At 73.7% G+C, this 23,747-nt stretch carries 20 protein-coding genes; 10 read left to right on the top strand and 10 right to left on the bottom strand.

Annotation, left to right across the window (positions count from 1 at the left end; genetic code table 11):
• Positions 1-208: 208 nt before the first annotated feature.
• Positions 209-2,650, top strand: coding sequence for a glycoside hydrolase family 31 protein (locus ACWD6P_RS05365; RefSeq protein WP_451442690.1), 2,442 nt, complete (start codon positions 209-211; stop codon positions 2,648-2,650).
• Positions 2,651-2,710: 60 nt separating this feature from the next.
• Positions 2,711-3,511, top strand: a complete 801-nt coding sequence (locus tag ACWD6P_RS05360) for a M15 family metallopeptidase (protein WP_451442689.1) — start codon at positions 2,711-2,713, stop codon at positions 3,509-3,511.
• Here ACWD6P_RS05360 and ACWD6P_RS05355 read toward each other — a convergent pair.
• The 4 genes from ACWD6P_RS05355 to ACWD6P_RS05340 form a co-directional block, all read right to left on the bottom strand.
• Positions 3,462-4,793, bottom strand: coding sequence for an adenylosuccinate synthetase (locus tag ACWD6P_RS05355; protein ID WP_451442688.1), 1,332 nt, complete (start codon positions 4,791-4,793; stop codon positions 3,462-3,464). The two genes, ACWD6P_RS05360 and ACWD6P_RS05355, sit on opposite strands and share 50 nt — an antisense overlap.
• Positions 4,794-4,834: 41 nt before the next feature.
• Entirely contained in the window at positions 4,835-5,833 is a 999-nt protein-coding gene (locus ACWD6P_RS05350; protein ID WP_451442687.1) for a hypothetical protein, read from the bottom strand.
• A gap of 82 nt (positions 5,834-5,915) precedes the next feature.
• Positions 5,916-6,965, bottom strand: coding sequence for a molecular chaperone DnaJ (locus ACWD6P_RS05345; protein ID WP_451442686.1), 1,050 nt, complete (start codon positions 6,963-6,965; stop codon positions 5,916-5,918).
• Positions 6,962-7,909, bottom strand: a complete 948-nt coding sequence (locus tag ACWD6P_RS05340) for an NUDIX hydrolase (protein WP_451442685.1) — start codon at positions 7,907-7,909, stop codon at positions 6,962-6,964. Before ACWD6P_RS05340 ends, ACWD6P_RS05345 begins: the two co-directional genes overlap by 4 nt.
• Positions 7,910-8,137: 228 nt before the next feature.
• On the opposite strand from ACWD6P_RS05340, the gene ACWD6P_RS05335 reads away from it, so the two are divergent.
• From ACWD6P_RS05335 to glpK, 3 genes are all read left to right on the top strand, one after another.
• Positions 8,138-9,862, top strand: coding sequence for an EAL domain-containing protein (locus tag ACWD6P_RS05335; RefSeq protein ID WP_451442684.1), 1,725 nt, complete (start codon positions 8,138-8,140; stop codon positions 9,860-9,862).
• Between the two features lie 149 nt (positions 9,863-10,011).
• Positions 10,012-10,779: an MIP/aquaporin family protein gene (locus ACWD6P_RS05330; protein ID WP_451442683.1), complete on the top strand. Its 768-nt coding sequence runs from the start codon at positions 10,012-10,014 to the stop codon at positions 10,777-10,779.
• A gap of 52 nt (positions 10,780-10,831) precedes the next feature.
• The gene (glpK, locus tag ACWD6P_RS05325; protein WP_451442682.1) at positions 10,832-12,367 is read left to right on the top strand and encodes a glycerol kinase GlpK; all 1,536 of its coding nucleotides are present in this window, start codon (positions 10,832-10,834) and stop codon (positions 12,365-12,367) included.
• Positions 12,368-12,433: 66 nt separating this feature from the next.
• Here glpK and ACWD6P_RS05320 read toward each other — a convergent pair whose 3' ends face one another.
• The 3 genes from ACWD6P_RS05320 to ACWD6P_RS05310 all read right to left on the bottom strand — a co-directional run bounded on the left by ACWD6P_RS05320 (position 12,434) and on the right by ACWD6P_RS05310 (position 14,750).
• Positions 12,434-13,036 carry a GTP-binding protein gene (locus ACWD6P_RS05320; RefSeq protein WP_451442681.1) on the bottom strand — a complete coding sequence of 201 codons (603 nt, stop codon included), beginning with the start codon at positions 13,034-13,036 and terminating at the stop codon, positions 12,434-12,436.
• A 161-nt stretch (positions 13,037-13,197) separates the two neighbouring features.
• The gene (locus ACWD6P_RS05315) at positions 13,198-13,818 is read right to left on the bottom strand and encodes a TetR/AcrR family transcriptional regulator (protein ID WP_451442680.1); all 621 of its coding nucleotides are present in this window, start codon (positions 13,816-13,818) and stop codon (positions 13,198-13,200) included.
• A gap of 62 nt (positions 13,819-13,880) precedes the next feature.
• Positions 13,881-14,750 (bottom strand): alpha/beta fold hydrolase, encoded by an 870-nt coding sequence (locus ACWD6P_RS05310; protein WP_451442679.1) that lies wholly within the window; start codon positions 14,748-14,750, stop codon positions 13,881-13,883.
• A 157-nt stretch (positions 14,751-14,907) separates the two neighbouring features.
• Between ACWD6P_RS05310 and ACWD6P_RS05305 the strand changes: the two genes are divergently transcribed.
• Positions 14,908-15,732 (top strand): PP2C family protein-serine/threonine phosphatase, encoded by an 825-nt coding sequence (locus ACWD6P_RS05305; RefSeq protein ID WP_451442678.1) that lies wholly within the window; start codon positions 14,908-14,910, stop codon positions 15,730-15,732.
• Positions 15,733-15,763: 31 nt separating this feature from the next.
• Positions 15,764-16,768, top strand: a complete 1,005-nt coding sequence (locus ACWD6P_RS05300) for an MASE1 domain-containing protein (RefSeq protein WP_451442677.1) — start codon at positions 15,764-15,766, stop codon at positions 16,766-16,768.
• 6 nt (positions 16,769-16,774) lie between these two features.
• Here ACWD6P_RS05300 and ACWD6P_RS05295 read toward each other — a convergent pair whose 3' ends face one another.
• The 3 genes from ACWD6P_RS05295 to ACWD6P_RS05285 are packed head-to-tail and all read right to left on the bottom strand — an operon-like array spanning position 16,775 to position 20,611.
• On the bottom strand, positions 16,775-17,188 hold the full coding sequence (locus ACWD6P_RS05295) for a DUF742 domain-containing protein (protein WP_451442676.1): 414 nt from the start codon (positions 17,186-17,188) through the stop codon (positions 16,775-16,777).
• Between the two features lie 19 nt (positions 17,189-17,207).
• Positions 17,208-17,648 (bottom strand): roadblock/LC7 domain-containing protein, encoded by a 441-nt coding sequence (locus tag ACWD6P_RS05290; RefSeq protein WP_451442675.1) that lies wholly within the window; start codon positions 17,646-17,648, stop codon positions 17,208-17,210.
• Positions 17,645-20,611, bottom strand: a complete 2,967-nt coding sequence (locus ACWD6P_RS05285) for a nitrate- and nitrite sensing domain-containing protein (RefSeq protein ID WP_451442674.1) — start codon at positions 20,609-20,611, stop codon at positions 17,645-17,647. Before ACWD6P_RS05285 ends, ACWD6P_RS05290 begins: the two co-directional genes overlap by 4 nt.
• A gap of 371 nt (positions 20,612-20,982) precedes the next feature.
• Between ACWD6P_RS05285 and ACWD6P_RS05280 the strand changes: the two genes are divergently transcribed.
• The 3 genes from ACWD6P_RS05280 (at position 20,983) to ACWD6P_RS05270 (ending at position 23,698) form a co-directional block, all read left to right on the top strand.
• Positions 20,983-21,366, top strand: a complete 384-nt coding sequence (locus tag ACWD6P_RS05280) for a hypothetical protein (RefSeq protein ID WP_451442673.1) — start codon at positions 20,983-20,985, stop codon at positions 21,364-21,366.
• Between the two features lie 180 nt (positions 21,367-21,546).
• Entirely contained in the window at positions 21,547-22,353 is an 807-nt protein-coding gene (locus ACWD6P_RS05275) for an IclR family transcriptional regulator (RefSeq protein ID WP_451442672.1), read from the top strand.
• A 259-nt stretch (positions 22,354-22,612) separates the two neighbouring features.
• Positions 22,613-23,698: an S-(hydroxymethyl)mycothiol dehydrogenase gene (locus ACWD6P_RS05270; protein WP_451442671.1), complete on the top strand. Its 1,086-nt coding sequence runs from the start codon at positions 22,613-22,615 to the stop codon at positions 23,696-23,698.
• Positions 23,699-23,747 lie beyond the last annotated feature (49 nt).

Genomic DNA, 23,747 nt, shown 5'->3' with positions numbered 1-23,747 from the left:
CTTGTGCACCAGGGTGTGCTCGCCACATTCGAGGGGGTGGCGGATGGGGTGCCACCACCCCGAATGCGGGGGACGCGGGCCGGCCCGTCGGGATTCGGCCATCGGACGGCGATCCCCAGGCCTTGGGGTGGCCGAGCGTGACCTCGTGCAGGTGAACGGCAGTTGAACGGTGCCCGCGCGCCGGAGCGTCAATGGCAGGCTGACCGGCATGGACGGGCGTGATCTGGTGCGGTCGGTACGGATGGTCAGGGCGATCGGGCCGGCGCAGGGGCTGCGGTCCGTGCGCTCGGCGTGGCGGGCGCGGCGGACGGATGCGCGGGCGCTGCCGCGCCAGGGCGGGGAGCGGGCCCGGGTCCCGGGGGCGGCGACCGGCGCCGAGCCGCAACCGGGGGGCGGGGTGATCCGCTTCGCCCGGTCGTCGCTGCGGGTGCGGGTGGCGTCGGGCGGCGCGGTCTTCTGCGGCTGGGACGGCGCCGGGCCGGAGCCCTCGTACGCGCTGGCCGGGGCGTGTCCCGAGGTGGATGCGCGGGCGGTGCTGGAGCCCGATACGGAGGGCGGCTGGCGGGTGGTCTCCGAGCGGGTGCTGGTGGCGGTGTCCCGGCACGGCGCGGTGGAGGTGCGGACGCCCGGCGGCGCGGTGCTGCGGCGGGAGCTGCCGCCGCGCTGGTGGGACCGTACGGACGCGGAGGGCACGGCGGGTGCGGCGGGTGCGGCGGGTGCGGCGGAGCGCGCCGGGCGGCCGGAGGGGTGCGGGGCGTCGCGGTGGGTGCAGCGCTCGGAGGTGCCGGCCGACGCCCGGTTCTTCGGGCTGGGCGGCCGGGCGCAGGGGCCGCGGCTGCGGGACGGTGCGTACCGGCTGTGGAACACCGATCCGGGCGGCGCGTTCGGGCCGGGCGACGATCCGCTGTCGCTGACGATGCCGGTGCAGCTGGTGGTGGCGGACGCCGGTACGCATCTGGTCTTCCACGACAATTCCTGGGACGGCCGGGTGCTGCTGCGGGAGGGCGTGGAGGGCGCGGGCTCCGGGCACGACCGTCCGGGCAGCTGTGAGCTGCGGATGGACGGCGGGCCGCTGCGCTACTGGGTGCTGGCCGGGACCCCGGCCCGGGTGCTGCAGGTGTGGACGGCGCTGACCGGGGCGCCCGCGCTGCCGCCGCAGTGGGCGCTGGGCCACCAGCACGCCCGTTGGGGGTTCGGCGGCCAGGACGAGGTGCGCCGGGTGGTGGCCGGCTATCAGGAGCGCGAACTGCCGTTGTCCGCCGTCCATTTGGACATCGACCACTACGACCGGCACCGGGTGTTCACCGTCGATCGTGAGCGCTATCCGGATCTGCCGGGTCTGGCCCGGGAGTTGCGGGCCGAGGGGGTGCGCCTGGTGTCGATCGTGGACCCGGCGGTGAAGGCGGAGCCGGGCGACGCGGTGTACGAGGGCGGGGCGGCGGCCGATGCGTTCGTACGGGACGCGCGCGGGCGTGAGGTGCGCGGAGTGGTCTGGCCCGGTGAGTCGGTGTACCCGGACTTCACCGACGCGCGGGTGCGGAAGTGGTGGGGTGCGCTGTACACGGAGCGGCTGGCGCAGGGCTTCGCGGGCTTCTGGCACGACATGAACGAGCCGGTCTCCTTCGCCCCCTTCGGGGAGCAGACGCTGCCGCGCTCGGCACGGCACGCGATGGAGGGGCGCGGCGGCGACCACCGTGAGGCGCACAACGTCTACGGTCTGGCGATGGCCCAGGCCGGCTTCGAGGGGCTGTGCGAACTGCGCCCGGCCGAGCGGCCGTTCCTCTTCTCCCGTTCGGGCTGGGCGGGGATGCAGCGCTACGGGGGCACCTGGTCGGGGGATGTGGCGACGGGCTGGCCGGGGCTGCGGGCCTCGCTGTCGCTGGTGCTGGGCCTGGGGCTGTGCGGGGTGCCGTACAGCGGTCCCGATGTCGGCGGGTTCTCCGAGGTGCCTTCCCGGGAGCTGTATCTGCGCTGGTTCCAACTGGGTGCGTATCTGCCCCTGTTCCGAACCCACTCGGCGGTCTGGGCGGGCCGCCGGGAGCCGTGGGAATTCGGGGCGGAGGTGCTGGAGCACGCCCGGGCGGCGCTGCGTGAGCGGCAGCGGCTGCTGCCGTACTTCGGGACGCTGGGCCAGTTGGCGCGGCTGACGGGGGCGCCGTACGTCCGGCCGGTGTGGTGGGGCGCGCCGCGGGACCGGGCGCTGCGGGACTGCGAGGACGCCTTTCTGCTGGGGGACGCGCTGCTGGTGGCGCCGGCGCTGGCGGCGGGTGTGACCAGGCGGCCGGTGCGGCTGCCGCGCGGCCGGTGGTACGACACCGCGACCGGGCGGGCGTACGACGGTCCCGGGCAGGTGTGGGTGGACGCGCCGCTGTCGCGGATCCCGGTGCTGGCGCGGGCCGGTGCGGTGCTCCCGGTGGCGGGTGCGGACGGCGGGACGGAGCTGGAGGTGTGGGCGCCGGCGGCCGGGCGCGGGGGCAGTGGTCTGGTGGTGCCGGACACCGGCGACGGCTGGCAGCGGCCGACGGTGGAGCACTTCACCTCGGGGTGGAAGGGCGACCGGGTGGTCGTGGAGCGGCGGGACGGGGGCGCGGTGGGGTATCCGGTGCGGGTGCGGGGGCTGGTGGGCGACGCGCCCCAGCGGGGCGACTGACGGTGGGCGGGTGGTGGTGGCGGGCTTCCCTGCGCGGGCCCGGGCTGGTAGACGGGGGCCATGCCGAGACTCGCTGCCGCGCTGCGCGGCCTGGCCGTCGCCGCCGCCCTGTTGACCGTCGCCACGCTGCCGTCGGGCACAGCGGCGGGGACCGACCGCCGGGCGGCGCCCCCGTCCGGGATGCCCGGGGAGTTCGTCGCACTGCGCGAGGTGGATCCCACGGTCATCCAGGAGATGCGCTACGTCACCCCGCACACCTTCATGGGCGTTCCGGTGGACGGCTATCGCAGGCCGACGTGCCTGCTGACGCGGGACGCCGCCCGGGCGCTGCACCGTGCGCAGCGCTCCTTCCTGAAGCGGGGGTTCTCGCTGAAGGTGTACGACTGCTACCGGCCGCAGCGTGCGGTGGACCACTTCGTCCGGTGGGCGAAGGACCTGGGTGACCAGCGGATGAAGGCCGAGTTCTATCCGCGGGTGGACAAGACCAGGCTGTTCGACGACGGCTATATCGCCGCCAAGTCCGGTCACAGCAGGGGAAGTACGCTCGATGTGACGCTGGTGCGGCTGCCGGCCGTGCCCACCCGTCCGTATGTGCCGGGTGAGCCGCTGACGCCCTGTTACGGGCCGCGGGCCGAACGCTTCCCGGACAACTCGCTCGACATGGGGACCGGCTTCGACTGCTTCGACACCCTCGCGCACACCCTCGATCCGCGCGTCCAGGGGCGGCAGTTGGCGCATCGTCTGCTGCTCAAGAAGGGGCTGGAGCGGGCCGGGTTCGTCAACCTGCCGGAGGAGTGGTGGCACTACACCCTCAAGCCGGAGACGTTTCCGGACACCTACTTCGACTTCCCGGTGCGGTGACCCCGCCGGGCTCCTCGTGGACGACCTTGTCGGCGGATGCGGGCCCGTACGACTCCATCAGGACCGGGGCGTTCAGCGCCTGCGCGAGGGCGCCGGTCCAGGCGTGCGGGTCCGGGCCCGGGGAGGTCAGGCGGGCGGGGCGGGCGGTCAGCAGGCGTTCGGTGAGGCGCTGCTGCCGGGTCAGGTCGCCGGGCGGGGCGGTGGGGATGCGGTCCCACAGGCCCTCGGGCGTGCGGTAGGCGTGGGCCATGCGCAGGGTGCTGCCGTGGCGGGCCGGGGCGTCCAGGTGGGTGACGGCGAGGGCGTCCACTCCCCCGCAGACCTCGACGGCGTAGGCGTGCGCGACGGCGTCGAAGTGGCCTCGGCGGAAGGCGCCCTGCCAGCGGCCGTGGCCGTTGTGGGGCTCGGGGAGGGCGTGCCGCAGCGCCGGGTCCTCGGTGACCAGGGGGCCGGGGCCGTGCCGGGTGGTGTAGGTCCGTACGACGCCCAGGCGCCGGGCCGCGCGCGGCTGCCCGGCCTCGGCGAGCAGTTCCTCGGCTCCGGCGAAGGTGGTCGTCGACCAGGTGGTGTACGGGTGGAAGCCGTGCCACTCGTCGAGCAGCACCCCCTGCGCGCCCTCGAAGACGAGCGGCCCGGTGCGCACCAGCCGCGCCAGGTGGTCAGCGTCGACGAGGCGGACGTGCCGGGCGAAGGCGGCGAAGGCGTCCAGGCAGGCGTCGACGGGCGGGGCGTCCAGCGGGCCGAGCTCGTCGGTCAACCGGTCGCGGAGCAGGGTGAGTTTGCGGCGCAGGGCGCCGGGTGAGGTGCAGTCGCCCGCGGTCGGGGCGTCGGCGGGATGCGCCAGCGCGTAGGCGGCGGTTTCGCCGATGCCCATGCCGCACGAGCCGTGGCGGGCGGTGCCGCGGGCCCGCTCCCGGGCGCGGTTGGCGGCCGCGTGGTAGGGCGTGGTCAGCCGCGCGCGGCGGTCGACGGTCAGCAGGGCGAGCGGGTCCGGCACCCCGAGCGAGGCGAGGTGCCGGGCCTCGGAGGCGAGGGCGAGCGGGTCGACGAGCACGAGGCGCGACAGATGCGTGCGGACGCCGCTGAAGGTGCCCGAGCCGAACTGGGCGAAGGTGTGGTGGCGGCCGTCGGCGGTGACGACGTTGTGGGCGGCCTGGGCGCCGCCGTTGAAGCGGACCACCGCCGCGACCGGCGCCGCGCCCTCCCGGGGTGCGCAGAGCCGGTCGACGACGGTGCCCTTGCCGGCGTCGCCGTAGCCGAGATCGACCACGATGGTGTGCACGGTTGCTGGCCGTCCTTCGGGCGCGGGTCGGGTTCTTCGGGTCACAGGCGGGTGGTGGCGCTCGCTTGCGGCGTGCCGTCGGGGTCGATCAGCGGCGCCGAGGAGTGTGCGAGGGCGCCTCGGTCGCGGCCGAGGGTGGCCAGTGCCCTGCCGACGGTCTCCCCCGCGTCGGAGCCGATGTCGGCGAGGTCGTCGAGTCCGGCGGCGAGGTCGATGGCCTCCTCGCCGAGGCCGATGGTCAGGGCGATGGTTTCGCAGACGGCGCCGAGGTCGTCGAGCTCGATGACGTTCTGGCCGAGGAGCCTGCGCCAGGTGCCCAGGACGGAGCTGTTGCCGACGTGCGCGGCACCGGCCGGGACGATGAAGTAGACCTCGAACTTCTGCCGCAGCTCGGCGAGGATCGCGGGGAGGGGGATGTCCTCGGTGAGCTGGTCGCCGAAGACCTCGCGGACCTCGCGGGCCTTGACCTTGCCGTAGGGCATCTCGTCGCCGATGAGGAAGAGGTAGCCGCGGCGGCCGCGCTTCTCGTGGCAGTCGATGCTGGTGTGGCGGGCCATCGCGTACAGCGCGAGTTCGTACGACTCGGTCATCTGGCCGCCTCCGCCGCCCTCCAGGAGGATGTTGCCGAGGTCGTCGTCCATGCGGTTGTCGGACTCGAACTGGCCGAGCTGGAGCGGCACCCGGTCGCAGGTGGCGTCGCCGACGGCGCCGAAGAGGATCTGCGGGTGCTCGACGTATCCCTTGCGCAGCAGCAGGCCGAACAGCTCGGGGAGCTTGGTCTGCAGGACCCTCGGCACCGCGCGCATCGATCCGGTCACGTCGAAGATGACCGAGACGGCGAGCGAGGCGGGGTGTTCGTCGGAGTCGCGGCTCTCGCGGACGCTCAGGCCCCGGGGGTCGAGCGAGGGGTGTGCGGTCCAGGTCTGCCGCGGGGCGGAGCTGGTGGTGCGGTCGCTGTAGTCGAAGGCGCTGGTGCCGGAGGCGGCGCGGTAGCTCGCCGCGGCGCCGTAGACGTCGGTGGACCAGGTTCCGCTGCCCATGGTGGTTCCCCCTGTGGTGGTGATGGTGTGGTGGTGGTCTGGTGGTGGTGGAGTGGTGCGGCCCGTGGATGCGGCCGCGGCTTCACGGCTGCTTCGGCATCGTGAAGGGCCGGAAGGTGCGCGGCCCGTAGAGCCGCTCCAGCAGTTCGTCCAGTTCGCCCAGCAGCCGCCAGGCGTCGTGTGGACGGCGCGACGGGGCCGCGAGGGTGCAGCCGCGCAGGAACGCCCGTATCGGCTTCGGTGCGCGCTCCCCCATGACGGCGGCCATGGTGCGGGAGGCGAGGTGGATGTCGGTGGCTTCGGTGGCCGGCCGGCGGCCGGTGACCTCGGGCGGATATGTGGCGCGGTGGCGTTCGACGAGTGCGGGGACGCGGTCGCCGGGGGCGGTGCTGTAGCACCAGTCGACGAGGACCAGGCCGTGCAACTCGGGGTGGATGAGGACGTGTTCGGGGTGTACGGCGCCGTGCACCCGGCCGGCGCGGTGTGCCCAGCCGAGGGCGACCAGCAGCCTGCGCCACATCCAGGCGGCGTCGCGCGGGTCGAGCCCGTCCGGGTGGGCTTCCTGGACCGCGGCGAGGGTGTGGAAGCCGGTCAGCGGCGCCAGGGCGTTGACGCGGCGTTCGGTGCCGGTCCGCTCCTCCCGGTGGCGGAAGGATTCCAGCAGCCGGGGCGCGTAGCCGCGGTGGCGTGGGGCGCCGTGCCGTGCCAGCAGGCTCAGCGTCTGCGCCTCGCGCTCCAGGAGGTCGTTGTCGGTGACCGCGCGCGGGATCTTCAGTACGGCGCGGTGGCGGGTGCCGTCCCGTTCGTACGACGCGGCGCGGAGCACGGCGAGGTCGCCGGTGGCCAGTACCGGGCCGAGGGTGTACGTACGGCGGCGGGTGGTCAGGGTCGGCCGGGCGGCGTCGGTGCGCTGCCGCCACAGGGCGGTGAGACGGGCGAACTCCGCCTCGGCGTCCGGCCGTTCGGCGGCCGGTGCGGTGTCGGGGTGCAGCAGCCGGGCGAGACGGCGGTAGGTGCGCGCCGCTTCGGTGTCGTCCGCGGGAAAGAGGTCCGCCGGCCGGCGGGCCGCGGCCAGTGCGCTGCGGGCGGCGGTGCGGGTGCGCGGCGCGCCGGCGTCCGCGGTGGCGGTCATCGCACGCTCTCCTCCCGGTCGGGGCGCAGCAGCGCGGGGTGCAGCAGCCGGGCGTCGCCCGCTCGGTAGAGGCGGGCGCGGGGCCCTCCGCGGGCTCCTCCGCGGGCCGCGGTGGCCCCGGTGGATTCGACGAAGCCGGGGACGGAGAGCACCTTGCGGTGGAAGTTCCCGGCGTGCAGCGGGCTGCCCCAGACGGCTTCGTAGACGCCGCGGAGTTCGGCGATGGTGAACTCCGCGCCGAGGAAGGCGGTGGCCAGCGGGGTGTACTCGATCTTCGCGCGGGCGCGGTCGAGGCCGTCGGCGACGATCCGGGCGTGGTCGAAGGCGAGCGGGAGCGGGGGCTGCCCGGCATCGGAGCCGGGTGCCCGGCCGGCTGCGGGCCGGGGCACGGAATCACCCCCGTTGATCCCGTGCCCCGGACCCTGATCTGAGGGACGCGGTTGGGCCGCGTCCGGTTCGCCGGTGGCCGGTCCGCCGATCGGGACCCAGGCGGCGGCCGAGGCGTCGCCGCCGCCGCGGGCCTCGGGGAGGTCGGGCGCGAAGGCGAGGTAGGCGATGGTGACGACGGGCATCCGCGGGTCACGTCCGGGGTCGCCGTACGAGCCGAGCTGTTCGAGGTGGACGCGCTCCAGCTGGGCGGCGTCCAGCCCGGTCTCCTCGGCGAGTTCGCGGGCCGCGGCCTCGTCGAGCGACTCCCGGCCGGCGCGGACGAAGCCGCCCGGCAGTGCCCAGGCGCCCTGGAAGGGCGGGCCGCCGCGCTCGACGAGCAGCAGGTGCAGGGCGCCGCCGCGCAGGGTCAGGACGACGATGTCGACGGTCACGGCGATGGCGGGGAAGTCCCGCGGTTCGTAGGCCGCGAGAAAGGCGCGCTCGCCGTCGTCCGCGCCGCCGCTTCCGCTTCCTCGCCGGTCCGTGTTCACGCCCTTCGCCCCCTCATCAGTCATTCTCAAGCTGAGTCTTTCTCTGAACGAGAACAACATAGCAGGGGGTGCGGACGGCGTCCAGGCGTGAGGGGCGGATCGAGGCCCCATCAGCCCCCGGGGGCAGGTGCGTGCCGGGTCTCGAACGTCCTGTGTGCATCGCCCACCAGCCGCCCGCCCGCTCCGGAAGGGTGCATGAACAGTGCGTTAATCAGCCGCAGTTGGCGGATCGGGCGGGGCATGCTGGCGCCCGTGCCTGCCTGGACGGACCAGCTCCGATTCGCCTTCCAGCCCGTCGTGAACCTCTCGACCGGTTCGGTCGCGGCGCTGGAGATACTCGCCCGCCCCGAGCCCGGCGAGCTCGACGTACTGGCCTCCGCGCACCGCCACCCCGAGCTGGACGCCGAGCTCGCCGCGCTCGCCGTACGGGCGACGGCACACCAGGAGACGCTGCTGCCGCTGCACATCAACGTCTTCGCGGCGACCGTCGCCGAGCTGCCCCGGCTGACGTCGCTGGGCAAGGCCGTGCACGATGTCGGGCGGCGGCCGTGGGAGATCACCCTCGATCTCGTCGGGCCGTTCACCCATGTCCCGCACGCCGCGCTGCTGGAGTCGGTGGCGCTGCTGCGCGACGAGGGCTACCGGATCTGCGCGGACGGGGTGGGGGACGGCGACCTGCCGCTGCGGCTGCTCGGCGATCTCGCGCCGGACCTCGTCAAACTCGATGCCTCGCTGTGTGCCCGGCTGGACACCGACCGGGGGCGGCAGGCCGCGGTGGCCGCGGTGCGGCAGCTGTGCGAGGGGGTGGGCGGGCTGCTGGCCATCGAGGGGGTGGAGACCGAGCGGCAGTACGCGGCGGTGCGGGACGCCGGGGTGCAGCTGGCGCAGGGCCACCTGTTCGCGCCGCCCACGCGCCGTCCGGCCACCGAGGTGTATCTGCCGCCGACCGTCCCTCGGGCGGTGCACGGGCCGGCCGCGCACCGGCCGCCGGCCGGACCGCCGGTCGCCCAGTTCCTGCAGCCCGCCGCGCTGCTGCCGATGACCGCGTCGGCGGGCGCGGTGCGCAGCCATCTCACCGGCTTCCCCGGGGTGTCGGGGGTCCTCCTGGTGGACACCGACGGGGTGCCCGTCCGGGCGATCGACCGGGACCGGTTCCTGCTGTCGCTGTCCGGGCGGTACGGCCATGCGCTCTACGCCGACCGGCCGGCCCTGCGGCTCGCGGACCGGCCGCGGACGGTCGGGGCGGACGCCACCGCCTGGCAGGTGCTCGATGTGATCGCCGAAGGCGACCGGGACCGCACCGGGGACGATGTGGCGGTGGTCGACGAACGCGGGCGGTGCATGGGGGTGGTGCACCTCGCCGACATCGTGCGGGCGCTGGCCGAGAGCCGGGTGGAGGAGGCGGCCCGGCTCAACCCGCTGACCCGGCTGCCGGGTTCGGACGAGGTCAACGGCGAGGTGGACCGGCGGATCGCCGAGGGGCGGGCGTTCGCGCTGAGCTGGCTGGACGTGGACGGCTTCAAGCAGGTCAACGACGGCGCCGGGTTCGCGGCCGGCGATGAGCTGATCCGTTCGGTGGGGCGGACGCTCGCCGGGGTCGCGGCCGGTGAACCGGCCTGCCGGGTGGGCCATATCGGCGGCGACGACTTCCTGGTGCTGACCGAGCCGGACGGCCTGGAGCCGTTCGCCGCGGCGCTGCTGGACGTGGCCTGGTCGGCGGGCGGACGGCCGGTGACGCTGTCGCTGGCGACCGCGGTGTGCCCGCCCGGCAGTGTCGGCGGACATCATGCGGCCGCGGCCGCGCTCGCGCCGCTGAAGAAGGCGGCGAAGGCGCTGCCCGGGGCGAGCTGGGTGCTGGGCCGCCCCGGTTCGGAGCGTACGGAGGTCCGGCGCGGCCGCCCGGCCCGGGTGCCGGGTCCGGCCGGTCCCGCCTGCCCCGCCCCGCCCGGCCCGAGCGGCGTACGGACCCCCGGGTGACCGGGCCCGCGCGCCGCGCCGAGCGCGTGCCCTTCCCCCAACCGCCTTGATGGTGTGCGGCCTTGACGCCCCCTCACCTCGGGTGAACACTTCCGGAGGCACCCACCCAGGACCGGGGGCCGTCCCCGGGCGAGGGCCAAGGAGCCGCCATGTATGCCAATGGGGACATCTTCGTCGGTGAAGTGATCGGCACCGCGATCCTGATTCTCTTCGGCGCCGGTGTGTGCGCCGCCGTCACTCTGCACCACTCCAAGGCCAGGTCCGCCGGCTGGGTGGTGATCGCGTTCGGCTGGGGCATGGCCGTACTCGCCGGGGCGTACACCGCGGCGCCGCTGTCGGGCGGGCACCTCAACCCCGCGGTGACGGTCGGCTCGGCGGTCGCGGGCGGCACCGAATGGTCGAAGGTGCCGCTGTACGTGCTGGCGCAGATGCTCGGCGCGGGGATCGGTGCCGTACTGGCCTGGGCGCTGTACTACGCGCAGTTCGCCGCCGGCAGGGAGCAGGACAAGGCCCAGCCGACGCTGGGGGTCTTCGCCACCGCCCCGGAGATCCGCAATCCCGTCGCCAACCTCGTCACCGAGATCATCGCCACCGTCGCCCTGGTGCTTCCGCTGCTGTTCTTCGGCCAGAACAAGGGCATCGGCATCGGCCAGGTGCCCGGGGCGCAGGCCGGGATCTACGGCTCGGGGATCAATGTGCTGCTGGTCGCGCTGCTGGTCGTCGGCATCGGGCTGTCGCTCGGCGGGCCCACCGGCTACGCCATCAACCCGGCCCGCGACCTGGGCCCGCGCATCGTGCACGCGCTGCTGCCGATCCCCAACAAGGGCTCCTCCGACTGGAGTTACGCCTGGATCCCGGTGGCCGGGCCGCTGATCGGCGCGGTGCTGGCCGGCCTGGTCCACAACTGCGTGTTCTGACACGGCAGGCACCGCACCCACTTCGAGCCAGGACGTCAGGAGGCGTGACGGTATGACCGAGCGAACCGGGACGACCGAGAAGTACGTAGCCGCGATCGACCAGGGCACCACGTCGAGCCGCTGCATCATCTTCGACCACGGCGGGGCGATCGTCGCCGTCGACCAGCGCGAGCACCGGCAGATCTTCCCCAGGCCCGGCTGGGTGGAGCACGACGCGACCGAGATCTGGTCGAAGGTGCAGGCCGTGGTGGCGGGCGCACTCGCCAAGGCGGGGCTGCGCGCCGATCAGCTCAGCGCGCTGGGCATCACCAACCAGCGGGAGACCACGGTCCTTTGGGACCGGGCCACCGGCAGACCGGTGCACCATGCGATCGTCTGGCAGGACACCCGCACCTCCCAGCTGTGCGCGGAACTCGGCGGCAAGGACGGCCAGGACCGCTTCCGGGACGCCACCGGTCTGCCGCTGGCCAGCTACTTCTCCGGGCCGAAGGCGGCCTGGCTGCTGGACGAGGTGCCGGGCCTGCGGGCGCGCGCCGAGCGCGGCGAGATCGCGTTCGGCACCATCGACTCCTGGCTGATCTGGAATCTGACCGGCGGCACCGACGGCGGGGTGCACGTCACGGACGTGACCAACGCGGGCCGCACGATGCTGATGAACCTCGGCACCCTCCAGTGGGATCCGGAGATCCTGTCGGCGATGAACGTGCCGGCCGCGATCCTGCCGGAGATCCGGTCGTCGGCCGAGGTGTACGGCACGGCGGTGGGGCAGCTGCACGGGGTGCCGGTGGCGTCCGCGCTGGGCGACCAGCAGGCCGCGGTGTTCGGCCAGACCTGCTACGGCGTCGGCGAGGCCAAGAACACCTATGGCACCGGCTCGTTCCTGCTGCTCAACACCGGCAACCGCCCCGTTCCGTCCAAGAGCGGACTGCTGACGACCCTGGGCTACCAGCTCGCCGGCGAGGCCCCCGTCTACTGCCTGGAGGGCTCCATCGCCATCACGGGCGCGCTGGTGCAGTGGTTCCGCGACCAGCTGGGGATCATCGCGTCGGCGGACGAGATCGAGCCGCTGGCGGCGAGCGTCCCGGACAACGGCGGGGCGTATGTGGTGCCGGCGTTCTCCGGTCTGTTCGCGCCGTACTGGCGCTCCGACGCCCGCGGCGTGATCACCGGACTGACCGGGTTCGTCACCAAGGCGCATCTGGCGCGCGCCGTGCTGGAGGCGACCAGCTGGCAGACCCGCGAGGTCGTGGACGCGATGTTCCAGGACTCCGGTGTACGGATCACGCGGCTCAAGGTCGACGGCGGGATGACCGCCAACAAGCTGCTGATGCAGCATCAGGCGGATGTGCTGGGCGTGCCGGTGATCCGCCCGGTGATCTCGGAGACGACCTGTCTGGGCGCGGCGTACGCGGCCGGTCTGGCGACCGGTGTCTGGCAGGACCTCGACGAGCTGCGCAGCCACTGGAAACGCGAGAGCGAGTGGGTGCCGCGGATGGACGGGGAGACCCGCGAGAGCGAGTTCGCCAACTGGCGCAAGGCCGTGGAGCGGAGCTTCGGCTGGCAGGCCGAGGGCGGCGCGGCGTCATAGCGGCGGAGTGCAGACGTACGGCCCGCGCCCCGGGCGGCGGGGTGCGGGCCGTACTTACGCGAGCGGTCAGGGCAGTGCGGGCGCCCGCCGCCGGGTGCCCGCCTGCTCGACGACGGCGATCAGCACGTCCCGGGCGGACTCTTTGCGGCGCGCGTCGCAGAGCATCACCGGGACCTCGTCGCTCAGGTCCAGTGCCTCACGCACCGCCTCCGGTGGGTAGCGGTCGGCGCCGTCGAAGCAGTTGACGGCGACCGTGAAGGGCAGACCGCGCCGCTCGAAGTAGTCGATGGCGGAGAAGCTGTCGGCGAGCCGGCGGGTGTCGGCGAGCACCACCGCGCCGAGCGCACCGCGCGCCAGCTCGTCCCACAGGAACCAGAAGCGGTCCTGGCCCGGAGTGCCGAAGAGGTAGAGGACCAGTTCCTCGTTGAGGGTGATCCGCCCGAAGTCCATCGCGACGGTGGTGGTGGTCTTGGCCTCCACGCCGTCGAGGTCGTCCACCGGCCGGCCCGCCTCGGTCAACCGCTCCTCCGTGCGCAGCGGTTTGATCTCGCTGACGGCGCCGACCAGGGTGGTCTTGCCGACCCCGAAGCCGCCCGCAACCAGGATCTTGAGCGTAACGGGCTCGACGGGGGCGGTCCGGTGGCGGCGGTCGGAACGCCCGAAGACCATGGTTCTCTTCTCCTGAATTGCCGGGTGTGCGGGCGGAACTCACGCTTGTTCCGGGCGCGTTTGCGCACGGGCAGCGGATGCAAGGGAACGGTACAACGTGCGCGGCACGCCGCCCACTTGAGATGCATCACGCTTGGGCCACGGCCGGTCAGCGCCGGTCGTCAGCGCCGGTCGTCGGCGCCCAGCGTCCTGGGCCGGTCCAGCAGTCCCAGCAGGCTCACGAAGCTGGCTTCGACGAAGGAGCAGAGCTCGTCCCGGGCGGCGTCGTCCGACTCCGGCCAGGTGGTGGCCGCCTCCTCGGCGAACGCCATCCAGGCGCGCAAGGCCAGTTCCAGCCGCGGGACGTCCGGCATGCCGAGCCGCCGCTGCCCGTCGCGCAGCCGGCGGGCGACCGTCTCGCGGGTCTCGCCGACGATGTCGGTGACCGCGGGGTGGCTGCCCGCGGCGCCCCGTACCAGGGCGAGATACACCTTCCGGTGCTCCAGGACGTACGCCACGAAGCCCGCGATGAACGCCCGCATCCAGGCGACCGGCTCCAGCGAGCCGTCCGGTTCGGTCGCGGCGGTGAAGCGGTCGCACGCGGCGCGGACCACGGCGCGGTAGAAGTCACGCTTGGAGTCGAAGTAGTGGAAGAGCAGTCCGCGCGAGATACCGGCCCGCCGGGCGACTTCGTCGGTGGACAGCTCGTCCAGGGAGCGGTCGGCGAGCATCTCCAGCCCGATGCCGATCAGCTGCTCCCGGCGCTGGTCGGGGGTGAGACGGGTGGTTCGCTTGCCGGACATGCCCGCAGTTTACGGTGGCGGGCCGGGCGCGCTCGCGCTGTCCCCGGCCCCCCGCCGCGGTGTCAGGCGTACTGCCCGAGGTGATCGAGGATCTTGGGGGTGACGAGGTCGGGGACCTCTTCGGGGAGCCAGTGGCTGGCGCCCTCCAGGGCCTCGAAGCGGTACGGCCCGTCCACCCACTCCCCCGTCGACTCGGCCGCGCCCCGGCCCAGGGCGGTGTCCTCGCTGCCCCACAGGAAGAGGGTGGGGACGGTGATCCGGCCCGCGGGCACCGAGATGATCGCCTCGGGGGCGCGGTACCAGTTCAGGGTGGCGGTCAGCGCGCCCGGTGCGGACAGCCGGCGGACATTGCCGTCGACGAGGGCCTCGGGGACCTTGCCCGCGTAGGCGGCGCGCAGCCGGGCGGCGTCGTCGGCGAGCAGGGCGGCCTCCGCCGCGCCGTCGTCACGGCGGAAGAAACGGACGTAGTCGAGGCGGTGGTACTGGACGGAGTCCTCGGCGGCGGCGCGGTTGAGCGCGTCCGGGTGCGGAGTGGCCAGTACCGTCAGGGACTTCAGCCGCTCGGGGTGGGCGCCGGCCAGCGCCCAGGCGACCATGCCGCCCCAGTCGTGCGATACGAGGTGGAAGCGGCCGGCGCCCTGGGAGTCGGCGAAGGCGAGGGCGTCGGCGACGAGTTCGGGGACGGCGTAGTCGGCGATCCCGGCGGGGCGGGCGCGCGGGGAGTAGCCGCGCTGGTCGACGGCGACGGCGCGGTAGCCGGCCGCGCCCAAGGCGGGGAGCACCGCGCTCCAGGAGTCGGCGAACTCGGGCCAGCCGTGCAGCAGCAGGACGAGCTCCCCGTCGGCGGGCCCGGCGGCCAGTGCGTCGTAGGTGTGCGGGCCGACCTGGATCTCCAGGTGCTCGAAGGGGGCGGCGGTCGCTTCGGGGGCCATGGCTGCACTGCTCCTTCTGTTGACAGTTACTCAACAGACTCTAGCGCGATATTGACCGTTGCTCAATAAGCCGGTTCCGGTGCCGCTCAGGCGGCGTAATGTGAGGTTCAGCAGCGATTCGCCGTACCGGAATCGGCCATGCGCAGTGGGGTGCTGAATGGATCGACGCCACACCACCGCCGGCCCGCCGTCCGAGGAGCTTCTGCGGCGCCTCGGCCAGGTCACCGGCCGGGTCATGGAACGGATCAAGCTGCAGCAGGCGCGTGTGGCGCTCGCCGTCGAACTCCAGCGGCACATGCTTCCGCCCGAGCTGCCGGGCCTGCCGGGACTGCAGACCGCGGCGCGCTACGTACCGGCGCAGACGGGTCTGGACATCGGCGGCGACTGGTACGACGCCTTCCCACTGCCGGACGGCTCGCTCGGATTCGTCATCGGTGACGTCCAGGGCCATGACGTGGAGGCGGCCGCCTACATGGGGCAGGTCCGCACCGGACTGCGCGCCGTCGCGGGCGCCACCACCGATCCCGGCGACGTCCTGGGACGGGCCAACAACCTGCTGCTGTCGATGAGCTCCGACCTCCTGGCGACCTGCACCTTTCTGCGCTTCGACCCGGACAGCGGCGAACTGGCCGGCTCCCGCGCCGGCCATGTGCCGGCCATCTGGGCCACGGCCGCCGGCTCACAGGTGCTGCCGGACCCCGGCGGTCTTCCGCTGGGGGTCTACCCCGACCAGCAGTACCCGGTCACCCGCCACCGGCTGGACCAGGTGGGAGCGTTCGTGCTGGTCACCGATGGGGTGGTGGAGGGGCCGAGCTATCCGATCGAGCGGGGGCTGACGCGGGTGACCGACCTCGTCGGCGCGGCGTACGACGCGGACGCCGACGATCTGGCCGCCGAGGTGCTGTCGGTGGCCGATCTGACCGGGCACACCGACGACGCGGCCGTTCTGGTGCTCCGTCACAACGGCGGTCCCTACACGTAGGCGCGTCCCGCGCGGGCGAACGGAGGCGGGTGTGGCGCACAACGAGCGGCTCAGGCGGCACGGCGGCACGGCCGTGCAGATCCTCGTGGTCGCCGGTGCCTACTACGGCGGTGCCCGGCTCGGCCTCCTCCAGGAACTGGTCCGGGGGCAGGTCACCCCACTGTGGCCGCCCACCGGTATCGCCCTGGCGGCGCTGCTGCTGCTGGGCCGGCGGGTCTGGCCGGGGATCGCCCTCGGCGCGTTCCTGGTCAATGTGTCGCTCGGACCGTCGCTGCTCGTGGTCCTGGTGATCGTCGCGGGCAACACCCTGGGGCCGGTGCTGTCGTGGCGGCTGCTCCGCCGGGCGGGGTTCCGCACGCAGATGGACCGGCTGCGCGACGCGGTCGCGCTGGTGGGCCTCGGCGCGCTGACCGGGATGCTGGTCAGCTCGACCATCGGCAGTGGTGCCCTGGTGCTCTCCGGAGCGCTGCCGACCGCGGACTTCTGGCCGACGTGGGCGGTGTGGTGGGCCGGCGACGCGATGGGGGTGCTGGTGATCACGCCGGTGCTGCTGCTCCTCAGCACGCTCCGGTGGCCGCAGCGGGGCGGTCTGCGCGTCTACCGGTGCGCCGAGGCGGTGCTCCTGGCAGCGGCCACCTTGGCCGTGACCTACCTGGCGGTGAGCAGCTCGATGAATCTGCTCTTCCTCGTCTCGCCGTGCCTGATCTGGGCCGCGTTCCGCTTCGAGCGGGCCGGGGCCACGCCGTGCGCACTGCTCGTCTCGACCGTCGCGATCGTGGCGGCCGCCGAGCGGTCGGGGCCGTTCGCCCATCACGACCTCTTCACCAACATGGTCACCCTGCAGGCGTTCAACGGGATCACCGCGCTGACCGCGCTGCTGCTCGCCGCGGTGGTCACCGAGCGGCGCACCACCCACCGCGAGATCCAGCGGGTCGTCACCCAGCTGACGGAGGCGGTCTCCCAGCTGGAGTCGGGCACGCCCACAGAGCAGTGGCCGCCGCCGCGCCGGAAGAAACCGGGCGACGACGGCGCATAGGGCCTGTCAGAGGGCGCGCAGGCCGTCGATCACCTCGCGCAGCACCTGCTCGTCGGGCAGCTCGGCCGGTGGCACCGGCCGGCTGACATGGACCAGCTCCGCATCGAGCAGATCGCCGATCAGGACCCGTACGACGCCGACCGGCAGATCGAGTTCGGCCGCCAGCTCGGCGACCGACAGCGGCGCCTGCCGGCACAGTTCGACGATGTCGAGGTGCTCGGGCGACAGCGTCTGGTCGTCGATCGTCTCCGGCGCGCGGCTCTCGGCGATCACCTGGGCGATCAGGTCCAGGCGCCCCTCCGCGGCCGTACGGGTGCGCCCGCGCGTCATGGCGTACGGCCGGACGACGGGGCCCGCCTCGTCGTCGAACCAGCGGGCCGCCTCCCGGTCCCGCGCCGTCCGGCCGTCCTGATCCCTCATGGCGTCACCGTCGTCGCGCTCAGATGGGGAGGCCGGACCTGGGCGCGGTGCCCAGGTGCGCGCCCACGCGCTTGACCAGCAGGGTCATCTCGTACGCGATCAGCCCGACGTCGGAGTCCGCGTCGGCCAGCACGGCCAGGCAGCTGCCGTCGCCGGCCGCGCTGACGAACAGGAACGCGTCGTCCAGCTCGACCAGGGTCTGGCGGACCTGCCCGGCGTCGAAGTGCCGGCCGACGCCCTTGGCCAGGCTGTGGAAGCCGGAGGCGACGGCGGCCAGATGCTCGCCGTCCTCGCGCGTCAGGTCCTTGGAGGCGCCGGTGGCCAGGCCGTCGCTGGAGAGCACGAGGGCCTTGCGGATGGAGCCCACCCGGTCGACCAGTTCGTCCAGGAGCCAGTTCAGTTCACCGGATCCCCTCGCCGAGACCGATGCGGTGGACGCTGCTGCCTTCGGTGCGGTCATGGACCGTCCCCTCCCGATGTGGTTCCTGGTGGTGCTGCGGTGCCCGGGTCGCCGTCGTCGTGCGCGGCGCCGTCCCGGGCATCCGGTCTGGTGGTGTTCCGGCGTGTGGTGTCCCGGCGTGTGGTGTCCGGGGCCGTGCTGCCAGCGGCGGCCGGCTCCCCGGTCGCCGCGTCCCCGGCCGGTGGCGCTGCGCTCGCGCGCGGCTCCTCGCCGTTGTCTCGGCGGCCGCGCTGCCAGCCGCGCTGGAGCGCGGCCATCCGGGCGCGGACCGCCTCGGCGTCCCGGTCGTCCGCGGGCTCCGCGGTCCGGCGCTCCGCCGCGGGCTGCCCGCCGGGCTCGGCCTTGAGCTGGGGCGCGAGGCTGGCCTGCCGGACCCGGCGGGGCAGCCCCTGGGGCGTGGTGGACGGCGCGGGCGCGTCCTGGGGCGGGGTGGCCCCGGCGGACGAGGGGGTGTCCGGGGCGGAGCGGTCGGCGGGCGGCTTCCCGGCCGGAGCACGATCCCCGTCCGCTCCGCGGCCCCCATCCGAAGCACGGCCTCCGTCCGCGTCGCGGTCCCCGCCCGCGTCGCGGTCCCCGCCCGTGTCGCGGCCGTCGACCGTCCTGCCGTGATCGGAGACCAGGACGGGCGGGCGGGGGCGGCGCGGCAGCGGTACGAGCCCGCCGCCGGGCGCCTGGTCCCGGGTCTGCTGGTGCTGCTCGCCGTCGGGGACGGGCGGCACGGGGGCGATGCCACGCGGCCCGGCGCCCGGTCCGGACTCCGTGTCACCCGGCGCCCGGCGGTCGCGCCCCCGCTCCCTGGTCCGGTCCCTGTTCCGATCCCTGGTCCGGTCGCCGCCCCGGAAGAGGCCGTCCTCGTCCTCGTGCGGGCCCGGCGCGCCCAGCTCCAGTGGCGCCTCCAGCTCGACCGGTCCGTCGAGGACGACCGGTGAACGCCGCTCCCGCTGCGGGAGCGGGACCGGCGCCTGGGAGAGCGCGGCCAACTTGCCCGCGGCGTGCTCCAGTTCGTTGCCGACCGGCCCGCCGGGCAGCGCGTCGGCCCCCGGCCCGTCCTCCTCCCGGCCGCCGTCGGAGGTCTCGGTGAGGATCTCGCCCGGGATGAAGACCACGGCGGTGGTGCCGCCGTACGGCGACGGCTGCAGCGAGACCCGTACGTGCTGCCGCTGGGCGAGCCGGCTGACCACGAACAGCCCGAGCCGGTCGGTGTCGGACAGCTCGAACTCGGGGGTCTCGGCGAGCCGGAGGTTGGCCTCCAGCAGCAGGTCCGGGGCCATGCCCAGACCGCGGTCGTGGATCTCCAGGGTGTAGCCGTTGGCGACCCGCTCGCCCAGCACCTGCACGGCGGTGTGCGGCGGCGAGAAGACCGTGGCGTTCTCCAGGAGCTCGGCTATCAGGTGGGTGAGGTCGGAGACCGCCGGGCCGTCCACCGCGAGCCGCGGCAGCCGGCGCACCTCGATCCGCTCGTAGTCCTCGACCTCGGCGACCGCCGCGCGCACCACGTCCATCAGCTGGATCGGTTTGCGCCACTGCCGGGACGGGGCCGCGCCGGAGAGGATGACCAGGCCCTCGGCGTGCCGCCGCATTCGGGTGGTGAGGTGGTCGAGCCGGAAGAGGTCGGCGAGTTCGTCGGTGTCCTCGGTGCGCCGCTCCATGGCGTCCAGCAGCGTCAGCTGACGGTGCAGCAGGACCTGGCTGCGCCGGGCGAGGTTGACGAACACCTCGGAGACGCCGCGGCGCATGTCCGCCTGCTTGACGGCGGCCTCGACGGCGGCCCGCTGGAGGGTGTTGAGCGCCTGGCCGACCTGGCCGGTCTCGTCCGGACCGAATTCCAGCAGGGGCGCCTCGGTCTCCACGTCGACCTGTTCGCCGGCCGCCAGCCGGCGCATGACGCTCGGCAGCCGTACGCCGGAGACCTCGTGGGCGGTCTTGCGCAGCCGGGTCAGGTCCCGCACGTGGCGTCGCCCGATGCGGAAGGAGACGATGACCGAGACCAGCAGCGCGACGAAGCCGAGGACACCGGCGACGGCCGCCTTGAGCAGGATGCGGGTGGCGACCGGGGCGACGCGCTCCTGGTAGCGGCCGCCGGCCTCCTTGCCCATCCGTTCGAGGTCGCCGAGCACCTTGTCCGCGGCGGTGTGCCAGCGCTCGGCGTTGATCGCCTGCGGTCCGGTGCGGGCACCGGCGGCGATCACCCGGTCCTCGTAGGAGGTCAGTTCGCGGGCCTTGGCGGAGCGCCAGTAGTCCTCGTAGAGTCCGCGGTCCTTGGACGGCAGGGCTGGGAGGTTGGTGCCGTAGAGGACCCGGCGCTCTGCGACCCGGTCGGACAGCGCGCGCAGATCGTGCTTGCTCATGCTGCCGGAGGCGAGCACCGCGGACATCAGGGCGTCCTCGCGGGAGAAGGCCTCACGGGCACGGGTGATGTTGACCAGCGCGCGGCCCTGCTTGTCCATCTCCACGTTCTCCAGGGCGTGGAGCGCGGCGAGGAAGTCATAGCCGGGGTCGACCAGGGAGTTGTAGCTCTCCAGGACCTCGTCGCGGGTGACGGTGTTGCCCTCGACCTGGGCGCGTAGCACCCCGAGCGTGGTCAGGCCCTTGAGGAGGCCGTCCATCCGTTCCCCGGCGTCACCGGTCAAGTCCTCGTGCACATCGCGGGATTCGGCGTCGGCACGCAGCCGGCCGACGGCCTCGTCGGTGGCCCGGGTCCGCCCGCGGAGTGCGCCGGCCGCGTCGGCGTCGCGCCGGTCGGCGAGGTAGAGCAGGCTCTGCCGGCGCTCGCGCTGCAGGGCCTGGACGACGTCCTCGACCGGATAGCCCACGTTCTGTACGACGTTGCCGACGTCGAGCAGCTGGTTGGCCTCACGCCCGGTGATATAGGTCGTGAACGCCCACATGGACGTCAGGGACACCAGCGGTACGAGCAGCAACGCCACGATCTTCCGGCGGACCGACTTCCCGCGAAAGCGCATGGCCTCCCCCACGTCAACCCCGGTGCACGGGGGTGGTGTTCCGTCAACAAACGGCGCGAGCCTACTACTGTCGGGTGACCAACCCGAAGGCTTCGCGTGACGTCACGGAAGGCCTCGCGGCGGGATCGTCCTACGTTGTCCGCCGATTCCCGGACAACCCGCCCGCATTCCCGGGCGCGCGAGCCCCACCCGTATCAGGGGCGGCGTCCGGACAGTTGGCCGGTTTTGCTCTACCCCGGGTAACCCTGCCCCGCCGCGGTGCGTGACCATGGAGGGGGACGGCGTACGGAACCCGGAGAGTGCGCCCGGAGGGATCCGGGCACCTCCAAGGAGCCGGACACACGGGGAGAAGCGGGGAGTGTGACGCGTTCATGGACACCGGCAGGCGACCGTTGTGGCAGGAGGAGCCGGCGGTCCGGCCCCGGATGGCGGATCCGGTGCGTACGGCGGCGGTGCGCGCCGTGATCATCGTGGCGGTCACCCTGGTGCAGGCCATGGTGGCGTTCCTGAGCACGCTGGCGGGTTCCTGGCTCGCCTTCCCCTCGGTGCTCAGCACGGTCGCCAGCACCGTGGTCGCCACCTGGGCCGTGCTCGACGTCTGGGTGACCCGCCAGGTCTGGGTGCAGCGCAACGGGGTGCGGTCCCAGCCGAGCAGCACGGCCCGGGAGTTGCGCCGTGAGCGGCGCCGGGCGCGCCGGCAGGAGCGGCGCGCCTCGCGGGAGGACCCGCCACGGGTGGACCGCGCCGCCGCGTGAATCTGGTCCCGCTCGCGAATCTGGCCCCGCTCGCGCTGATCGGTATCATGCGTTGTGAATAACGCATCACGGCGCGCGATGCGCAACAGAATCCAAGGCGGGGAGCGGGCCGTCAATGTTCCCCGGCAGATGCCCCCAGGCATGCCCGTCGGGGGCGACGGGGTGGTGACGCAAAGACCCATGGCGAACACGAGCGATACGGCGGACGACCGGTCCGAGGAGCGGCGCGGCGGGGCGGGCTCCGTCCAGTCGGTGGACCGCGCGGTGAGCGTGCTGGAGATCCTGGCCAAGCTGGGCGAGGCCGGGGTGACCGAGATCTCCGAGGAGCTGGGCGTCCACAAGTCGACCGCGTTCCGGATCCTCGGGGTGCTGGAGAACCGCGGGCTGGTGGAGCAGGAGAGGGAGCGCGGGAAGTACTTCCTGGGCGCCGGGGTGCTGCGGCTGGCCGGTGCCGCGGCGATCCGGCTGGACATCTCCCAGGAGGGCCAGCCGGTGTGCCGGGCGCTGGCCGACGACACCGGGGAGACCGCCAACATCGCGGTGCTGGACGGTGATGCGGCGGTCAACATCATGCAGGCCAGGGGCGCCGCCGCGGTCACCGCGTACAACTGGCTGGGCCGGCGCACCCCGCTGCACGCCACCGCCAGCGGCAAGGTGCTGCTGGCCCATCTGCCGCAGCAGCGCCGGGAGAGCCTGGTGGCCCGGAAGCTGGCGCGGTTCACCGAGCACACCGTGACCACGGCGGCCGGTCTGCGCGAGCAGCTGGTCTCCGCGCTGGCGGACGGATTCGCCTGCACCAGCGAGGAGTTGGAGATCGGGCTGAACGCGGTGGCGGCGCCGGTACGGGCGCACGACGGCGCGGTGATCGGGGCCATCGGCGTCTCCGGACCGGCCTACCGGATGGAGCGTCAGCTGCTGCCCGAGCTCGCGGAGCGCTCCGCGAAGGCCGCCGCCGAGCTCTCCCGGCGGATGGGGTACGCGGGTTGAGGTGCCGGGGCGCCGCGGGGCCGGCGCGCCCCGGCGCCCAGGGCGGAAACCGCCCCTTGACGGATCCCTGACGGACTTCCAGCATGTCTCCTATCGCGCAACCCAGCGCGTTATAGGCAACACCAGAGACGGTGGTGGAGCGCCCTCCACCACCGTCCCGTTCCCAGCGCAGCGCACCACTCCCCCACCGGCATCCGTGCCACCTCACCTGCGTCACCCGCCCCTGCCGTCACCGCAGGCGCTGTTTTAGGAGTGAGACATGCCGCACGAAGCCCGCGCCGTCGTCGCGCTCAAGAAGGGCGCGCCCGTCGAGGTGCTGCCGATCCTCGTGCCCGATCCCGGTCCGGGCGAAGTGCTCGTGTCCGTACAGGCCTGCGGGGTGTGCCACACCGATCTGCACTATCGCGACGGCGCGATCGGCGACGACTTCCCCTATCTGCTCGGCCATGAGGCGGCGGGTGTCGTCGAGGCCGTCGGCCCCGGCGTCACCGAGCCGGCGCCGGGCGACTACGTGGTGCTCGCCTGGCGGGCACCGTGCGGACAGTGCCGCTCCTGCCGGCGCGCCCGCCCCTGGTACTGCTTCGACTCCCGCAACGCCGCCCGGCCGATGACGCTTTCGGACGGGACGGCGCTGACGGCGGCCCTGGGCATCGGCGCGTTCGCCGAGAAGACGCTGGTGGCCGCCGGACAGGCGGTGAAGGTCGATCCGTCAGCGCGACCGGAGGCGGCGGGCCTGATCGGCTGCGGGGTGATGGCCGGATACGGCGCGGCCGTGCACACCGGAGCCGTGGGCAGCGGTGACACCGTCGCCGTCATCGGCTGCGGCGGGGTCGGCAACGCCGCCATCGCCGGGGCCTCCCGGGCCGGGGCGCGCCGGGTCATCGCGATCGACCTGGACGACGGCAAGCTGGACGCGGCCGAGCGGTTCGGCGCCACCGACACCGTCAACTCCCGTGGTACGGACCCCGTCGAGGCGGTCCGCGCGCTCACCGCCGGACACGGCGCCGATGTGGTGATCGACGCCGTGGGCCTCCCGGAGACCTATCGGCAGGCGTTCTACATGCGCGATCTGGCCGGCACGCTGGTCCAGGTCGGGGTGCCCGCCCCGGACGCACGGATCGAGCTGCCGCTGATCGACCTCTTCGCACGCGGCGGCGCGCTGAAGTCCTCCTGGTACGGCGACTGTCTGCCCAGCCGCGACTTCCCGGTGCTGATCGATCTGTTTCTGAGCGGCAAGCTCGATCTGGAGCGCTTCGTCAGCGAGACCATCGGGCTCGACGACCTCGAAGCGGCCTTCGCGAAGATGCGGCGCGGGGAGGTACTGCGCTCGGTCGTGGTGCTGTGACCGCCGGCCGCACCGTGCTGTGAGCGTCGGCAGCGCCCTCCCCGCGCCG

Source organism: Streptomyces sp. NPDC002446 (assembly GCF_053595675.1).
This window is presented reverse-complemented; position numbering and strand designations above follow the sequence as displayed.

Bases quoted from the DNA above. Each gene is read 5' to 3' on its own strand.
- ACWD6P_RS05270 (WP_451442671.1), top strand. From the start codon at position 22,613: ATGCCGCACGAAGCCCGCGCCGTCGTCGCGCTCAAGAAGGGCGCGCCC.
- ACWD6P_RS05360 (WP_451442689.1), top strand. From the start codon at position 2,711: ATGCCGAGACTCGCTGCCGCGCTGCGCGGCCTGGCCGTCGCCGCCGCC.
- ACWD6P_RS05310 (WP_451442679.1), bottom strand. From the start codon at position 14,750: ATGGCCCCCGAAGCGACCGCCGCCCCCTTCGAGCACCTGGAGATCCAG.
- ACWD6P_RS05320 (WP_451442681.1), bottom strand. From the start codon at position 13,036: ATGGTCTTCGGGCGTTCCGACCGCCGCCACCGGACCGCCCCCGTCGAG.
- ACWD6P_RS05330 (WP_451442683.1), top strand. From the start codon at position 10,012: ATGTATGCCAATGGGGACATCTTCGTCGGTGAAGTGATCGGCACCGCG.
- ACWD6P_RS05350 (WP_451442687.1), bottom strand. From the start codon at position 5,833: ATGGGCAGCGGAACCTGGTCCACCGACGTCTACGGCGCCGCGGCGAGC.
- ACWD6P_RS05280 (WP_451442673.1), top strand. From the start codon at position 20,983: ATGGACACCGGCAGGCGACCGTTGTGGCAGGAGGAGCCGGCGGTCCGG.
- ACWD6P_RS05285 (WP_451442674.1), bottom strand. From the start codon at position 20,611: ATGCGCTTTCGCGGGAAGTCGGTCCGCCGGAAGATCGTGGCGTTGCTG.
- ACWD6P_RS05295 (WP_451442676.1), bottom strand. From the start codon at position 17,188: ATGAGGGATCAGGACGGCCGGACGGCGCGGGACCGGGAGGCGGCCCGC.
- ACWD6P_RS05345 (WP_451442686.1), bottom strand. From the start codon at position 6,965: ATGACCGCCACCGCGGACGCCGGCGCGCCGCGCACCCGCACCGCCGCC.
- ACWD6P_RS05315 (WP_451442680.1), bottom strand. From the start codon at position 13,818: ATGTCCGGCAAGCGAACCACCCGTCTCACCCCCGACCAGCGCCGGGAG.
- ACWD6P_RS05340 (WP_451442685.1), bottom strand. From the start codon at position 7,909: ATGACTGATGAGGGGGCGAAGGGCGTGAACACGGACCGGCGAGGAAGC.
- ACWD6P_RS05365 (WP_451442690.1), top strand. From the start codon at position 209: ATGGACGGGCGTGATCTGGTGCGGTCGGTACGGATGGTCAGGGCGATC.
- ACWD6P_RS05275 (WP_451442672.1), top strand. From the start codon at position 21,547: ATGGCGAACACGAGCGATACGGCGGACGACCGGTCCGAGGAGCGGCGC.
- ACWD6P_RS05305 (WP_451442678.1), top strand. From the start codon at position 14,908: ATGGATCGACGCCACACCACCGCCGGCCCGCCGTCCGAGGAGCTTCTG.
- glpK (WP_451442682.1), top strand. From the start codon at position 10,832: ATGACCGAGCGAACCGGGACGACCGAGAAGTACGTAGCCGCGATCGAC.
- ACWD6P_RS05290 (WP_451442675.1), bottom strand. From the start codon at position 17,648: ATGACCGCACCGAAGGCAGCAGCGTCCACCGCATCGGTCTCGGCGAGG.